Origin of the sequence: Parvibaculum sp. (genome assembly GCF_039973015.1) — a bacterium.
GTDB lineage: Bacteria > Pseudomonadota > Alphaproteobacteria > Parvibaculales > Parvibaculaceae > Parvibaculum.
This window is the reverse complement of the sequence record NZ_JBDWLT010000012.1, coordinates 429569-444309: the sequence shown is the minus strand read 5'-3', so window position 1 is coordinate 444309 and position 14741 is coordinate 429569. Positions and strand designations below refer to the sequence as shown.

The window sequence follows — 14741 nt, the reverse complement described above, 5'->3', positions numbered from 1 at the left end:
GAAAACGTCGCGCCGCCCGTCTCGGCAAGCACCTTCGTGATCGCAGCCGTCAGAGACGTCTTGCCGTGGTCAACGTGACCAATCGTTCCGATGTTGCAGTGCGGCTTGTTCCGCTCAAACTTTTCTTTGGCCATGGGCGCTAGCTACCTTCAGTTGTCTCGTCTCGTTCACTTGGACCTGTCTGCCTGTGCCTTTCGGGCGGCGGCGACATTTGCCCTTCTTTCTTAGTCTCGGGCTTTCGCCCTGGTCGGCGGAGCGGCGAAGGCTGGAGCGGGTGAAGGGAATCGAACCCTCGTCATCAGCTTGGAAGGCTGTTGCTCTACCATTGAGCTACACCCGCCTGGGATCCGTTCCGGTCCTGCCTGCTCTCTTCGCGCTGCCTGCGCTGGATGGTGGAGGGGGTTGGATTCGAACCAACGTAGGCATAGCCAACGGATTTACAGTCCGTCCCCTTTAGCCACTCGGGCACCCCTCCGTGTCCGATGTCAAATCTTGTGAAATCCCAATAAGTTCGAGGATATTATCTCGTGCTGGCCTCTGACGGACACGCGCGGCTTTATTCAGGTTTGCCGCCCTTGTGTCAACTAAAATCCCGGCCCCATAAAGCGTGAACACCCCCGCAGCGTGCCTCCAGCCATTTTTGCGGCAAGGCATACTGTTCGGGGGCGTTTGCAAGAGCCCGGATGTCGCAATATAAGCGCGCGCATGAGCCGGCGCAAGCAACCGAAACAATTCCAGAATCGTGGCCCCCGTGAAGGCGAGCCGCGAGAGGCCAATTCCCGCCATAAGCAGGGAAAACGTGGGGGCCGAGGTAGCGGTCCGGCGGAAAATGACGCCTATCTATATGGGTTTCATGCGGTTTTGGCCGCTTTGGCCAATCCGCACCGGCTGGCCGAGCGCCTCATCCTGACCCGCAATGCGGAGGCCGATCTGGCGCGCCAAAGGGCTGACCTTGGCGGTCTTCGGCCCGAGATTCGGGAAGCAGACGAGATCGCCGCCCTGCTTCCCCCCGGCGCCGTGCACCAGGGAATCGCCCTGCGCACCTCCCCCCTTCCCGATCTCGACGTGACGGAGGCTTGCGAGGGCACGAACCGGGTGGTCGTGCTCGATCAGGTCACCGACCCGCACAATTTTGGAGCGATTCTCCGTTCCGCAGCCGTTTTCGGCGCTGGTGCTCTCGTCACCACCGACCGCAACAGCCCGCCCCTGGGCGGCGTCCTCGCCAAGGCGGCCTCCGGCGGGCTGGAGCAAGTCCGGATAGCAAAAGTCACGAATCTCGTCCGGGCCATCGAGGAACTGAAGGAGCTTGGCTTCGAGATCATCGGTCTGGACGGTGAAGGAGAGATATCCCTCCCCGAGATGAAGCTCTCGCCTCGCGTGGCGCTTGTGCTGGGTGCCGAGGGCGCGGGCCTCCGTCGCCTCACCCGCGAGCATTGCGACCTGCTGGCCCGGCTTCCCGCCGCAGGCGCAATGAAAAGCCTCAATGTCTCGAACGCGGCCGCCGTCGCCCTCTACGAGCTTTTCCGCCGCAACGGCAGCTAGACACCAAGGAAGTTAAGGTCGGCGTTGCAGACCGTGGCAACCTCGCTGGTCGACATGAAGCGGCTCAGCTCGTCGAAAAGCGCGGCGACCGTGCGCGCCTTGCCCGCCCGGTCGTAGAAGAGCCAGCGGTTGGCCGCCGCCGCCGAAGGCAGGATCGAGGCCGCCGACGTCGCCGACGCCGTCTCCCTTGTCTTGACCAGCTTCACCGCGCCCGCGGGGCCGAACACATGTGCGGCATAAAGTTCGCCGTGTGCGGGGGAGCGGTCAAGCAACCGCGCCAGCGTCGCCGAATTCTCCATCGTCAATTCGCCCGCCATCAATGCGGCAACATAAGGATCGCTCCTGAGTGCCAGCACCTCGGTGCGCGCTGCCGTCGAGACTGGCGTGTAACTGCTACCCCGCTTTTGCAGCAGGGCCGCCTCGGCTTTGAGTCCGTACTTCGCGCCGTACTTCCCAAGCATTTGATACCACGTGCTCTGGATGAACTGGAAAGGCCCCGTCGCCGACGAAGTCGGCGCCCGGGCACCGAGAACGAGGCCGCTCTCGCGAAGCGCGATATGAAGCAGATAGCCCGAATTGGCCCCGGTTTTCTTTGAAGCATCCACAATCGCGCCAAGGAGGTCGGGGCCAAGAGAAGCGACGGACTTCTCCACGGTTTCCTGCTTCGGTGCCGCGACAGGCTCCGGCGGCGCTGTCTTCGCCTCTGGCGGCAGCGGCTCCTCCGCTTCCTTGCGGTAGAGTTCGGTCACCGCTTCCGCGATCTTCTCGACATCTTCTGGCGCAAGGCGAAGTTCCGCGCGCCGCTTTTCCCGTTCCTCGCGCCGAACCTCGCGTTCCCTTTCGGCAAGACTTCGTGCAGCCATCACGCTCGCGGCATCGCTTGATACAGCCGCCGTCAACGACTTCACATCGTCCACGAGATCGTCTTCGGCATAGTTCACGATATCGCGCACGGGCTCGAAACTCATAAGCATCCGGCCACTTCTCTCGAGCGCCGAATACCCGTCTTCCGATGTCGCCATATCCCAGATCAGCAGGGCGGCGAGCACCAGTGAAATCCGCATCCACATTGTTCTGCTCCTTTCCGGCACCGGTGGCGCGCCATAGGAAGCAGGTGCGCTCACCAACGCCCCCAACGAGCAGAAGGCTAGATTATGATGCTTGAACCCATAATGAGACAGCCATTCATCTACGGTTCATCGTTAAATCCAGATTTGCCGCCGCAGCGCCTGCAGGTTCACAAAATTCAGGGCTTGCCATCTCCCTCACTATTTGCGACTTCTTCTCATTCTCACTCATATCTGTGCATCCGGGCGAGCGGGGAAGCAATGACCACCAAGACGATCAAGAACTGGTACCTGGTTCACAAATGGACGAGCCTCGTCTGCACGGTATTCATGCTCCTGCTCTGCCTCACGGGCCTGCCGCTGATCTTTCACGAAGAGATCGAGCATCTGACCGGCAGCCACCCGGAAGCCGCCGAGATGGCGGAAGGCGCCGCCCCCGCAACCCTCGACGAAATCTTTGCGACGGGAATGGCGCGCGTGCCGGGCGACGTACCCCAGTTCCTCGTCTTCGATGACCATGAGCCGGTCGTCTATCTGACAACGAGCGAGTCCGCGACCAACCGGGAAGATTCCCGCTTCAACGCCTATGACGCAGGCACCGGCGAGCATATTCCCACCCCGCCTTTCGACGAAGGCTTCATGTATGTGATGTTCAAGCTGCATGTCGATCTGTTCGCCGGTCTGCCGGGCACGCTCTTCCTCGGCGTGATGGGATTGCTTCTTGTCGTTGCCATCGTGTCGGGCGTGGCGGTCTATGGCCCCTTCATGCGCAAGCTCGATTTCGGAACCGTCCGCAAGGACAAGAACACCCGCGTCAAATGGCTCGACATGCACAACATGCTCGGCATCGTCACGCTTGCCTGGCTGTTCGTCGTCGGCTTCACCGGCGTCATCAACACACTTGCAACCCCTGTGTTCCAGTATTGGCAATTCGATCAGCTTGCGGAGATGGTGGCGCCCTACAAGGACGCCCCGCCCCTCGAATCCCTATCCTCGATCGATGAAGCCGTCGCAACGGCGCGACAAGCCGCTCCCGGCATGGAGCCCTCTTTCATCGCCTTCCCCGAAACCGATTTTTCGAGCAAGCATCACTACGCAGTATTCATGCGCGGAACGACGCCGCTCAGCTCGCGCACCCTGAAGCCCGTCCTTGTCGATGCACAGACCGGCGAATTCACCGCCAGCCGTGACCTGCCGTGGTACGCAACGGCCCTCCTCCTCTCGCAGCCGCTCCACTTCGGTGATTATGGCGGCCTGCCGCTCAAGATCATCTGGGCGCTGCTCGACATCGCCAGCATCGTGGTCCTCGGCAGCGGGCTCTATCTCTGGCTTGGCCGGCGGCGCTCATCGCTCGAAACCAGACTACGCGAGCTTGAACGCGGTGCCGATACGGCGGTGCCGGTCTGATGCAAATGAAGGATCGCAACATCCGCAAGGGTCCGCGCGGTGGCGTGTTCGGCATCCCCGCCCTCATCGCCGCCATCTCGCTGGTCGGCCTTGTCTCCGCGCTGGTCGGCGACGAAATGCTGGATGTCCTCTCCTGGATCACGCTCGGCATTCCGGTCGCCGTCATGCTATGGGCTTACGGGCGGGACTGGTCGAAGGTCCGATAGAAGGCCTAAGCCCGCAAGCCCGGCCTTGACGCATAAAAGACGCTATCAATCTCCCAAGCTTTGCTTGCCCGTCACGCCCGGCACAACTATCTTGCGCCGCACGGTCGCCCTTGTAGCTCAGTTGGTAGAGCACCTGATTTGTAATCAGGGGGTCACGGGTTCGAATCCTGTCGGGGGCACCGTTTGCAATCCATGATCGTCACGGCTACAGCCAGCCTCGCAGCGCGGCCCTCCGGGCGGTGCGGCGAAGACGGGATATGACGATGGCGCGGGCAACGGAAACGGAAGCGGCGGATTTTCTCGCCGCAAACCCCGAGACGATCCAGATACAGGCCTTCCTGACCGACCCCTCGGGCGTCGCCCGCGGCAAGGTGCTGCGTCCCGAGGAAGTCGCCACCGCATTCCGCGATGGCCGCCCGCTCCCCTGCTCCATTCAGTCTCTCGACATCCTCGGTGCGGATGTACTCGAAACCGGCCTCGTCGGAGAAGAAGGCGATAGCGACCGCCCCTGCTTCCCCGTCGCGGGCACACTCACCCATGCCCCCTGGCATGATGTGCCGACCGCACAAGTGATCCTCGAATCTTGTGAACATGATGGCTCGCCGACACCCGCCGACCCGCGTCATGCGCTGGCCCGCACCGTCGCCTCGCTGGATGCCATGGGGCTGACACCCGTCGTCGCCATCGAACTCGAATTCTATCTGGTCTCCCGCGACGCCGCCGCAAAAGCCCGCATCGCGCCGCCCGCCGCGCCCAACGGCTTCGCACCCGCGCATCTTCAGGCCTACCTCATGCAGGATCTGGAAGACTTCGCACCCTTCCTGAACGATGTCTTTGCCGGCGCGAAGAAGATGGGCCTCCCCGCCCGTACGCTCATTTCCGAATATGCCCCCGGTCAGTTCGAGATCGTGCTCGAACATCGCGCCGATGCGATGCGCGCCGCCGACGACGCGATCCTCTACAAGCGTCTCGTGAAGGGTGTCGCCGACCGGCACGGATATGTCGCGACCTTCATGGCCAAGCCCTATGCGGATGTCTCGGGAAGCGGCATGCACATGCATGTCTCGCTCGCGGGCGAGGAGAGCAGCAATCTTTTTGCCGGCGAAGGCGGCGAACTGACCCCCCATCTCGCCTGTGCCATCGGTGGGCTTCAACGGACAATGGCCGAGAGCATGGCGCTCTTCGCGCCCAATGCGAACTCTTATCGCCGCTTCCGCCTCAACACCTATGCGCCGCTGACGCCCGCCTGGGCGGTGGACAACCGTTCCGTGCCGCTGCGCGTAACGTCGGGCAAGCCCTCGACGCGCCACCTCGAACACCGCGTCTGCGGCGCCGATGCGAACCCCTATGTTGCGCTGGCGGCCGTATTGGCGGGAATAGCTGAAGGTATCGAGAAGAAGATCGAGCCAGGCGCGCCCGTCACCGGCGACGGATATCGTGACGCACAGAAATCGGCACTTCCGCTCAACTGGTGGAAGGCGCTCGAAACCGCGCGCGCCTCAACCTTTCTCAAGGATCGTCTGGGCGAAGGCTTCACAAACATCTTCCTCACCATCAAGGAAGTGGAGTGCGACCGCTTCTTCGCCTCGGTGAGCGATGTCGACGTGGAATGGTATCTGCGAAATGCCTGAGATTTACTCGGCAGGCAGATCCCGGCCTTCCATGTCTTTCAGATCGGCCGGATCGCAAGGATACTGCTTCTCGAGCGCGCGCACCGCGAGTTCATAGGCAGGCCGATCCGCAGCTTCGGGATTGCCACCCGCATAGCTCACGACATGCTGCGCAAAGTCGCGATAGCTGAGCTTGTCCGGCATCTCGAAGCAAGCCTTCTCATCCTGGTTTGGCCCAAGACGAAACGCACGAAAGGGCTCGCCCATGGTGAGCGTGTCCTGCTGGGCGAGAACCATGCTGGTCACGAAATTCTTGCACGCCTCGCCCTTGCTCCCCTCGGCGGAGCCGTTATCGAGCAGCGACTGACAGGCGGTAACAAGCGCCGCCCCTTCTTCGATATCCGTGGCGGCATGGGCGTTTGCCGCCATTCCCGCCGCGCCCAGCATGGCGCCGAAGGCCAGCGTCGCAAGCTTCCGCATTTTCATTCTCCTGGCTTGTTACCCGTCTCTATTTACATAAGCCGGAACGCTGTCCCTTCAAGCATCATCATGCTGCCTTCGCCATGTCGTCCATCGCGTCGAACTCGGCAAAGAGCTTCGCGCCATTGGGCATCGTTTCAAGCTGCGCGCGGATCGTCTCGCGCGTCTGTTCCTTCGAGAAATCGGCCTGCGTCACTGCATGCCAGTGCACCATGCCCTCCCAGATCGGGTCGATGAGATCTTTTCCCTTCACCGTGCCGCCATCGGCGGTCTTGAAGGTGAAGCTGCGCATCTCTGAAACAGCCGTCTGCAGATAGCCGACATGGATTGCCTCGTCGATGCGGATGCGTTCCACCATCGACGCCGCCTCCTCCGCCCGATCGCGCCGGTCGCCGAAAGAGTCCTTGTCGCGCATGATCTCGCAGCAGAACGCGAAGAAGCTTTCCGCCCGCACCTCGATCATCAGCACATTCATCAGCATCAGGATGAGCTGCTCGAAGCCCGCCGGGAGCTGCGGCATGAGCCTTCCCTGATCCGGGCGGCCGATGCTTTCCGGCAATTCCGGTATCGGATAGGCGTTCGCTCCGAAGAGAAGATCGCGCGCTGCGAACCACATCGCGTCATGCGCGCCATATTCGGGCAACTCGGGATCGCCGCCCTCATCCGCGCCATGCGCATAGAGAAGCCCCTTGTGGAGATGCCCGGTACAGGTCTGCGAAATATCATCCTCGATAATCTGCTGAAAATCCGGCGCCTCGATATCGCAAAGCACACGGCCGCGCGCTTCAATCACGCCTGTGATGGTCAGCGAGTTCCACAGCGTCTGCCCGATGCCGTGGCTCAGCAGAAACCGTTCCTGCGAAATGTTCGGATAATTGCCGCGCTTCAGAAGCTGCACCGTCGCATCGATCAGCGGCCAGCCTTTCGCTGTCAGTTCGCCCTGCCATGCCTTCACTGCGGGCCAGCGATGCAGCACACGCGGCGATTCATAGGTGCCGTCCGCTAGAAAGCCGCCATGCAGCTTGTATCCCGCACGTTCATGAGGGCGCGCATAGTCGTGGCTCGCCATGAGCTCGTCTCGCGTATAGGAGAGTTTCGCCATTTTCCCGTTCCTCCCTGGAGCCTGTTCCCGGCGTGTTTCGCCTGTTTCCGGCTTTATTTTTTTAGCGCACGCACAAAGAGTTGCGTCATGCCGTCGATCATCTTTGTCCGGTCGAGCTTGCGGCGATGGCCATAGGCCCCGCCCTGTTTGATCGCACCGACGATGAGATACCCGGCCATTCTCGCATCGAGGTCGGCGGCGGCCTCTCCGGCTTCCTTCCACTTTTCGAGAAGCTCCGTCCAGACCTGCGCCCATCGGTCGACCGGCATCCGGCGTCCTGTGTCGCCCGTCGAAAGCACACTGATGTCGGTCAGCGCCGCGGCGAGAACCCCGGGGTTCTGGTCGGAATATTCGAAGACCGCTATCAGAAGTTCGTGGATGCCCTCTTCAAGCGATCCCGCCACCGCATGGTGCGTTTCGACGAAAACATGCAGCTCGTCCGCCGCCTCTTCGGTAAAGGCGAGGAAACAATCGAGCTTGTCCTCGAAATGCAGATAGAAGGTGCCGTGACCGACGCCCGCTTCCTTGGAAATGTCCTGCGGGCGCGTCTCGTGATAACCGCGCTCGACGAAGAGCTTGCGCGCGGCAGCCATCAGCTTCCGCCTGCTCTCGCGCTTGCGCTTCGTCGCGCCGCTCATGGGGCTTGCCGCCGCCGCGCTCGCAGGCGCTGCAGCCTCATCCCTCTCCTTCTCGTCCAGAACGGCCGCTTCTGCGGTCCTTCGGGTTCTGGCGCCCGTTTCCTCCGTAGTCATGGAGTAAAGCGTCGGACCAAAATGACAAAATGTCAATGAACCTGGGTAAAATGTGAGGGTATTTTCTCGCCCCTCCACCTATCCCGAAGAACTCTTTATTCCGCCGCCTGACGGCCTTTCTGAAGGATATTCCAGAGTTTGAGCGGCGTCACCGGCATATCGATTTCCTCGACGCCGTAGGGCGCCAGCGCATCGATCATCGCATTGATAAAGGCTGCGGGCGCACCGACGGTTCCCGCCTCACCTGCCCCTTTGACGCCCAGCGCATTCGAGCGCGCGGGAATTTCATTGTAGCTCACATTGAAATCCGGGAAGTCGGCCGCGCGCGGCATCCAGTAGTCCATGAAGGAACCGGTCACGAGCTGCCCGTTCGCATCATAGACCGCATGTTCGCCCATTGCCTGCCCGAGCCCCTGCACGATGCCGCCATGCACCTGGCCTGCGACCAGCAGCGGATTCAGGATCTGTCCGAAATCATCCACCGCTGTGAAACGCGTGATGCGATAGACGCCTGTATCCGCTTCGATCTCGACCTCGCAGATATGTGCGCCATTCGGAAAGGTATTGCCCTTCTGCGTATATTCGCCGTCTCCCGCGAACTCGCCGAGATCGGCCTGTCCTTCCGCAATCTTCGCTACGGCAAAGAGGTCGATCACCTTGTCCGTACCGGCGACCGCGAAAACGGGTTCGCCGTCCGCGCCGCGATATTCGATATCGGCCTTCGCCGCTTCGAGTTCGTTGGCGGCGATTTCGCGCCCCTTCTCGATCAGCTTGTCGGAGGCATCCGAGATCGCGCCGCCAGCCATGTAAAGCGCCTTCGAGCCGCCCGTGCCCGCACCGCCCGGCAGCACTTCCGAGTCGCCGAGATGCACCTTGATCTTCTCCGCGTCGATGCCGAGCCGAGAGGAAACGAGCTGCGTCCAGGCCGTCTCGTGGCCCTGCCCGTTCGTCTGCTGGCCGGTCCAGACGTGAACCATGCCGTCCGCCCCGTCGACCGCGATGCGCGCATAATCGGCCATGCCCGCCGCCGTCCGCTCAACGTAATAGCTGTAGCCGAGACCGAGGATCTTGCCTTCCTTCTCTGCCGCGCTCTTGCGCACCGCGAAGCCTTCCACATCCGCCTTCTTCATGGCGTCGTTCAGGTTGCGCTCGAAATCGCCGGAGTCGAACGGCAGAGACGGCGCCGCGTTGAGCGGCATCGCGCTCGACGGCACAAAGTTCCGGCGGCGGATTTCGTCCGGGGTGAGGTTCATCTCCCGCGCCGCTTTCTCCATCAGCCGCTCGATCACATAGGACGCTTCCGGCCTGCCCGCGCCGCGATAGGCGTCCACCGGCACCGTATTCGTGTAGACCGCGCGTACCCGGTTGAACAGCGCAGGCACCATGTAAACGCCGACATGCATGCCGCGCGGCGCAAGCGAGGGAATGAACGGCCCGAACTGGCTCTGATAGGCGCCCAGATTGGCGATGGTGTCGACCTGCACACCGAGGATCTTGCCGTCCTTGTCGAGCGCCAGCGCCGCTTCCGTCACATGGTCGCGGCCCTGCGTGTCGCTGAGGAAACTTTCGGAGCGGTCCGCCGTCCATTTGACCGGACGCCCCAGCATCTTCGAGGCGAAAAGCACCAGCGGATATTCCTGATAGACGAAGGTCTTCATACCGAAGCCGCCGCCCACATCTTCCGTGATCACACGCAGCTTCTCGACGGGGATTTTCAGCGAGTGCTGCGCAATATTGTTGCGCAGGCCATGCACGCCCTGGCTGCCCGTATAGAGCGTGTAGTGGTCGCGCTCCGCTTCGTAATTGCCGAGCGCCGCGCGCGGCTCCATTGCGTTCACGACAATGCGGTTATTGACGAGCTTCACGCGCGTAACGTGATGCGCGTCCTTCAGCGCCGCATCGGTCTTCTCCGCATCGCCGATCGACCAGTCATAGGCGAGGTTCGAGCCGTTCTCCTCCCAGATGACCGGCGCATCCGGCAAAAGCGTGCCTGCCGTGTCCGATACGGCGGGCAGGTCGTCATAGTCGACCATCACGAGGTCGGCGGCGTCACGCGCCTGCGCGGGCGTCTCGGCAACCACCATCGCCACAAGGTCGCCCACATGGCGCACACGGTCTTTCGCAATCAGGTGCCGCACCGTCTTGTAGATCGGCGTACCGTCCTTGTTCTTCAGCATGTCGGCAGCGGGCGAATAAACCGTGCCGAGCCCCGCCTCCTCCGCATCCTTGCCCGTATAGATCGCGAGCACGCCCGGCGCCATCTTCGCGTCTTCCGCGTCGATGCCCGTAATCTTCGCGTGCGAATGCGGGCTCCGCACCATCACCGCATAGGCCTGCCCCGGCAGCGAGATGTCGTCCGTGTAGCGTCCCGTGCCCGTAACGAGCCGCATATCCTCGACGCGACGCGCCGGTTGTCCCACACCGAACTTCACCATGGACGAACCTCTTTCAATGCGTGAGGAATGCGAAGACAGGAACAGTCCCGCATCCATATTTGAATGTCGTTGGAGCGCAAGCTGCTCCGAAAGGCTTGATCAGTCCCGGTAGGACGGATCGATCCGGTCGAGCGTGCGCAGAAGCGCTGGCCAGGCAAGTTTGCCGATGCCGTGCTTCTTGTGGAACATGCCCTGATCCGCGGTCTTTTCCGGCACGCCCTGGTTCGGCATAGTCAGCTTCACGCCGCCCGAAAGCGCGCGCACCTGCATGGTGCAGGCCCGCTCCAGGAAATAGAGCCGGAGGAAAGCATCGGGGCAGCTCGCGCCCGCCGTCAGCAGCCCGTGATTGCGCAGGATCATGCAATGCTTGTTGCCGAGATCGCGCACCAGCCGCTCGCGCTCGTCATGTTCGAGCGCAATGCCCTCATAGTCGTGATAGGCGAGGTCTTCGAGAACGATCATCGCCGTCTGCGAAAGCGGCAGCAGGCCATCCGCCTGTGCCGACACAGCCACGCCATCATCCGAATGCGTGTGGATGACGCAATTCGCATCGTCGACGGACATATGAACCGCGCTGTGGATCGTGAAGCCCGCCGGGTTCACCGCATAGTCGGACGGCATGACGATATTGCCGTCGAGATCGATCTTCACAAGGCTCGACGCCGTGATCTCGTCGAAGCTCATGCCATAGGGATTGATGAGGAAGTGATGCTCCGGCCCCGGCACACGCGCCGAGATATGCGTGTAGATGAGGTCGCTCCAACCGTAATGCGCGACGAGCCGGTAGGTCGCGGCGAGGTCCACGCGCACCTGCCATTCGGCTTCCGAAACCTGGTCGCGCATCGAAGCGCCGCTGAAATCCTCCGCTACCGACATGGGAGCCGCCTTCCGTCCTGATTATGAAAACTGGATTCTCTGTTCCGGTCAGTCTGCCACGTCCCACCCCTCGGCTGCAAACGGCGCGGGCAGAGCCTCATCTTCAAAATTCAACAACTTCGTCATGACCCGGCTTGTCCGGGTCATCCACGTCTTCCTTTTGCTGACACCCAGCCAAGGCGTGGATGGCCCGCATAAAGCGGGCCATGACGATTTATGAGGAGCGGGCGCCCGTGTGGCCGATCTATTCCGCCGCCTTTGCCTGTGAAACCGGCTCCAGCACCTTGCCGGGATTGAGAATATTCTTCGGGTCGAGCGTCCGCTTCAGCAACTGCATCAGCGCCACTTCCTCGCCCGAGCGCGACCAGCCGAGATAGGGCCGCTTCTCAAGGCCGATCCCGTGCTCCGCCGAAACGGAACCCTGCCGCTCGCGAAGTTCGCCATAGACGATAGCTTCAACGCCGCGCCGCGTTGCCTGTTCCGCATCTGGAAAACGCCCGGGGATCACATGCAGGTTCCCGTCGCCCAGATGCCCGAACACCATCAGCGAACTGTCGGGCCATTTCGCAGCGAGCCCCTGTTTCACCTCCGCGATATAGCTTTCCATGTCGGCGATCTTGAGGCTCACATCGAAAGTGAACATCGGATAGGTATGCACCACCTGCCCCACATCGTCGCGCAGCGCCCACATCGCGTCGCGCTCCGCCTGGCTCTTCGCGATCACGGCGTCGGAAATCTCGCCCGCTTCCAGCGCCTCCATCATCGCCGCCTCGAAGCGCGCCGAGTCGGCCTCCTGGTCGCCGCCCATGGACTCGACCAGCACATAATAGGGGTGCCCATGCGCGATCACGGGCCTGCCCGTCGCGGGCTCCATCGTCACGAGCTTGTAGAAATCCTCCCACATCACCTCGAAGGCCGAGAGCGTGCCGCCCAGCGCGCGCTCCATGTGGCGCAGGAATGTCGGCAACTGCTCGAAACTCTCCACCGCCACAAATCCCGTATCCTGCGACTTCGGCTTCGGCCAGACGCGCAAGACCGCCCGCGTCACGACGCCAAGCGTGCCCTCCGAGCCGATGAACATCTGCTTCAGGTCGTAGCCCGCATTGTTCTTGATGAGCTTGTTCATGGAGGTCATCACCGTGCCGTCCGCCAGCACCGCCTCAAGCCCGAGCACCATGTCGCGCGTCATCCCATAGCGGATCACGCGATTGCCGCCCGCATTGGTCGAGATGTTGCCGCCGATGGTCGCCGATCCCCGCGCGCCGAGATCGAGCGGGAAGATGAGCCCCTTCTCCTCCGCCGCCTCGCAAACCGTCTGCAAAACGGCCCCGGCCTCGACGGTCATCGTGCCGCCCAGCGCGTCGATCTCCTCGATCCTGTTCATGCGTTCGAGCGACAGCGCGATATGCCCGTCCGCCTCGCCGCCTTCGACAAGCCCGGTCTTCCCGCCCCACGGCACCACCGCCTCGCCCGCAGCGTGGCAGAGCTTCAGCGCGGCGGACACCTCTTCCGTGCTCGCAGGTCGCAGCACCGCAGCGGGAATGCCGAGCTTGCTCCAGCCGCCAACCGCCTTCTCCTCGGCGTCCTTGCCGGTCAGCACACCGGCATCGCCGAGCGCCGCCTTCAGCTTCTTGATGAGATCGTCCGACGCCATGTCATCCTCCCGGGGATCGTTCTTTCAAAGACTATAGCGCGCCCGGCGGCAAATTCCCTACCCGATCACCCGCTTCACATATCCCTGCCAGCGACCGTAGCGCCCCGCCCGCTCGCTCTCCGCCATTTCCGGCTCGAACGCGCGCTCGCACCGCCAATGCGACGCGACATCGCTCATGTCGCCGTAAAAGCCCACATGCATCCCCGCAAGATAGGCCGCGCCCAGCGCCGTCGTCTCGGTGATTTCCGGCCGTTCCACCGGCCGCGCCAGAATGTCGGCGAGGTTCTGCGCGAACCAGTTATTCGCCACCATGCCGCCATCGACGCGGAGCGCCTGCGGGCTGACGAGCCTCGCCGCCTTCATGTCCGCCCCCATCGCGTCCATCAGGTCGCGCGTCTGGTAGGACACGCTTTCAAGCGCCGCCCGCACCACTTCCTTTGCGCCCGTATCCCGCGTCATGCCGAACAGCGCCGCCCGCGCATCCGGCTCCCAGTAAGGCGCGCCGAGCCCGGTAAAGGCCGGCACCAGCACGGCATGCGAATGCGGGTTTGCATCCCGCGCCATCGCCTCGCTCTCGGCGGAACTGTCGATCAGCTTCATCTCGTCGCGCAGCCACTGCACGATGGCCCCCGCCATGAAGATCGAGCCTTCAAGCGCGTAGGTCGTCTCGCCGCCGATCCGGTAGGCGATGGTGCCCAGCAGCCGGTTGCGGCTTTCCACGCGCTGCTTGCCCGTATTCACCACCGCGAAGCAGCCCGTACCATAGGTCGATTTCATCAGCCCCGGCTCGAAACACGCCTGCCCCACCGTGGCCGCCTGCTGGTCGCCCGCAACGCCCGCCACGGGGATCGCCGCACCGAGCAATTCCCTCTCCGCCGTGCCGAAATCCGCGCAGCAATCGAGCACCTCCGGCAGAACGCTGCGCGGCACATCGAGCAGCTTCAGCAGCTCGTCGTCCCACTCGTTCGTCTCGATGTTGAAGAGCAGCGTCCGCGAGGCATTGGTCGCATCGGTCACATGCCGCTTGCCGCCAGTCAGCTTGAAGATGAGCCACGAGTCGATCGTGCCGAAGCAAAGTTCGCCTTTCTCGGCTTTCGCCCGCGCACCCTCCACATTGTCGAGCAGCCAGCGGAGCTTCGTGCCCGAAAAATAAGGATCGAGCAGCAGCCCCGTCTTCGCCTGGAAGGTGGCTTCCTTGCCCTCCTCCTTCAGCTTCGCGCAGAACCCGGCCGTCCGCCGGTCCTGCCAGACGATGGCGTTATGCACCGGCTTCCCCGTGGCCCGGTCCCAGAGCACGGTCGTCTCGCGCTGGTTGGTGATGCCGATGGCGGCGATGTTCTGAGCCGTCGTGCCCGCCGTCAGCACGCCCCGGCAGACCTCCAGCGTCGCCGCCCAGATCTCCTCCGCGTCATGCTCGACCCAGCCGTCGCGCGGGAAAATCTGGTGGAGTTCCTTCTGCCGCACCCGCATCGGCGAGCCCGACCGGTCGAACAGCAGCGCCCTCGTGCTCGTCGTGCCCTGATCGATGGAAAGAATATAGTCCGCCATTGGCCTCCCCCGCTTTTTGTTGAGGCAGAGGCTACCCGGCCTGCGACACCCGCAAAAGCCCT

Annotated in this window: 13 protein-coding genes and 3 tRNA genes; 5 read left to right on the top strand and 11 right to left on the bottom strand. The window is 62.7% G+C overall.

From position 1 onward, the window contains the following. The 3 genes from ABJO61_RS16625 to ABJO61_RS16615 form a co-directional block, all read right to left on the bottom strand. Positions 1-134 (bottom strand): GTP-binding protein (locus tag ABJO61_RS16625; protein WP_348329176.1); only part of this gene is annotated, 134 nt, incomplete at its 3' end. Positions 135-266: 132 nt separating this feature from the next. After that, a tRNA-Gly gene (locus ABJO61_RS16620) sits at positions 267-340 on the bottom strand. A gap of 50 nt (positions 341-390) precedes the next feature. Then, a tRNA-Tyr gene (locus ABJO61_RS16615) sits at positions 391-475 on the bottom strand. Positions 476-705: 230 nt separating this feature from the next. Between ABJO61_RS16615 and rlmB the strand changes: the two genes are divergently transcribed. After that, complete coding sequence (rlmB, locus tag ABJO61_RS16610) at positions 706-1542, top strand: 23S rRNA (guanosine(2251)-2'-O)-methyltransferase RlmB (RefSeq protein ID WP_348329164.1); 837 nt, start codon at positions 706-708, stop codon at positions 1540-1542. On the opposite strand, the gene ABJO61_RS16605 is transcribed toward rlmB, so the two are convergent. Continuing rightward, positions 1539-2612 (bottom strand): hypothetical protein, encoded by a 1074-nt coding sequence (locus ABJO61_RS16605; RefSeq protein WP_348329161.1) that lies wholly within the window; start codon positions 2610-2612, stop codon positions 1539-1541. The genes rlmB and ABJO61_RS16605 overlap by 4 nt on opposite strands. 258 nt (positions 2613-2870) lie before the next feature. Between ABJO61_RS16605 and ABJO61_RS16600 the strand changes: the two genes are divergently transcribed. The 4 genes from ABJO61_RS16600 to ABJO61_RS16585 all read left to right on the top strand — a co-directional run bounded on the left by ABJO61_RS16600 (position 2871) and on the right by ABJO61_RS16585 (position 5853). Then, on the top strand, positions 2871-4016 hold the full coding sequence (locus ABJO61_RS16600) for a PepSY domain-containing protein (RefSeq protein WP_348329158.1): 1146 nt from the start codon (positions 2871-2873) through the stop codon (positions 4014-4016). Further along, a complete protein-coding gene (locus ABJO61_RS16595; RefSeq protein ID WP_348329155.1) occupies positions 4016-4222 on the top strand; it encodes a hypothetical protein in 207 nt (68 codons plus the stop codon). Before ABJO61_RS16600 ends, ABJO61_RS16595 begins: the two co-directional genes overlap by 1 nt. 106 nt (positions 4223-4328) lie before the next feature. After that, a tRNA-Thr gene (locus tag ABJO61_RS16590) sits at positions 4329-4401 on the top strand. Between the two features lie 84 nt (positions 4402-4485). Beyond that, entirely contained in the window at positions 4486-5853 is a 1368-nt protein-coding gene (locus tag ABJO61_RS16585) for a glutamine synthetase family protein (protein WP_348329152.1), read from the top strand. Positions 5854-5856: 3 nt separating this feature from the next. On the opposite strand, the gene ABJO61_RS16580 is transcribed toward ABJO61_RS16585, so the two are convergent. From ABJO61_RS16580 to glpK, 7 genes are all read right to left on the bottom strand, one after another. Further along, complete coding sequence (locus ABJO61_RS16580; protein ID WP_348329149.1) at positions 5857-6312, bottom strand: Rap1a/Tai family immunity protein; 456 nt, start codon at positions 6310-6312, stop codon at positions 5857-5859. A gap of 67 nt (positions 6313-6379) precedes the next feature. Beyond that, positions 6380-7414, bottom strand: coding sequence for a hypothetical protein (locus tag ABJO61_RS16575; RefSeq protein WP_348329146.1), 1035 nt, complete (start codon positions 7412-7414; stop codon positions 6380-6382). 53 nt (positions 7415-7467) lie between these two features. Beyond that, positions 7468-8166 (bottom strand): TetR/AcrR family transcriptional regulator, encoded by a 699-nt coding sequence (locus ABJO61_RS16570; protein ID WP_348329143.1) that lies wholly within the window; start codon positions 8164-8166, stop codon positions 7468-7470. Between the two features lie 95 nt (positions 8167-8261). Then, on the bottom strand, positions 8262-10601 hold the full coding sequence (locus tag ABJO61_RS16565; RefSeq protein ID WP_348329140.1) for a xanthine dehydrogenase family protein molybdopterin-binding subunit: 2340 nt from the start codon (positions 10599-10601) through the stop codon (positions 8262-8264). Between the two features lie 99 nt (positions 10602-10700). Beyond that, positions 10701-11477, bottom strand: coding sequence for a class II aldolase/adducin family protein (locus ABJO61_RS16560; protein ID WP_348329137.1), 777 nt, complete (start codon positions 11475-11477; stop codon positions 10701-10703). Between the two features lie 244 nt (positions 11478-11721). After that, the gene (locus tag ABJO61_RS16555; protein WP_348329134.1) at positions 11722-13131 is read right to left on the bottom strand and encodes an FAD-binding oxidoreductase; all 1410 of its coding nucleotides are present in this window, start codon (positions 13129-13131) and stop codon (positions 11722-11724) included. A gap of 57 nt (positions 13132-13188) precedes the next feature. Beyond that, on the bottom strand, positions 13189-14679 hold the full coding sequence (gene glpK, locus ABJO61_RS16550; RefSeq protein ID WP_348329131.1) for a glycerol kinase GlpK: 1491 nt from the start codon (positions 14677-14679) through the stop codon (positions 13189-13191). Positions 14680-14741: the final 62 nt, after the last annotated feature.

Coding starts and splice junctions, on each gene's coding strand:
- rlmB (WP_348329164.1), top strand. CDS start 706: ATGAGCCGGCGCAAGCAACCGAAACAATTCCAGAATCGTGGCCCCCGT.
- ABJO61_RS16605 (WP_348329161.1), bottom strand. CDS start 2,612: ATGTGGATGCGGATTTCACTGGTGCTCGCCGCCCTGCTGATCTGGGAT.
- ABJO61_RS16600 (WP_348329158.1), top strand. CDS start 2,871: ATGACCACCAAGACGATCAAGAACTGGTACCTGGTTCACAAATGGACG.
- ABJO61_RS16595 (WP_348329155.1), top strand. CDS start 4,016: ATGCAAATGAAGGATCGCAACATCCGCAAGGGTCCGCGCGGTGGCGTG.
- ABJO61_RS16585 (WP_348329152.1), top strand. CDS start 4,486: ATGGCGCGGGCAACGGAAACGGAAGCGGCGGATTTTCTCGCCGCAAAC.
- ABJO61_RS16580 (WP_348329149.1), bottom strand. CDS start 6,312: ATGCGGAAGCTTGCGACGCTGGCCTTCGGCGCCATGCTGGGCGCGGCG.
- ABJO61_RS16575 (WP_348329146.1), bottom strand. CDS start 7,414: ATGGCGAAACTCTCCTATACGCGAGACGAGCTCATGGCGAGCCACGAC.
- ABJO61_RS16570 (WP_348329143.1), bottom strand. CDS start 8,166: ATGACTACGGAGGAAACGGGCGCCAGAACCCGAAGGACCGCAGAAGCG.
- ABJO61_RS16565 (WP_348329140.1), bottom strand. CDS start 10,601: ATGGTGAAGTTCGGTGTGGGACAACCGGCGCGTCGCGTCGAGGATATG.
- ABJO61_RS16560 (WP_348329137.1), bottom strand. CDS start 11,477: ATGTCGGTAGCGGAGGATTTCAGCGGCGCTTCGATGCGCGACCAGGTT.
- ABJO61_RS16555 (WP_348329134.1), bottom strand. CDS start 13,131: ATGGCGTCGGACGATCTCATCAAGAAGCTGAAGGCGGCGCTCGGCGAT.
- glpK (WP_348329131.1), bottom strand. CDS start 14,679: ATGGCGGACTATATTCTTTCCATCGATCAGGGCACGACGAGCACGAGG.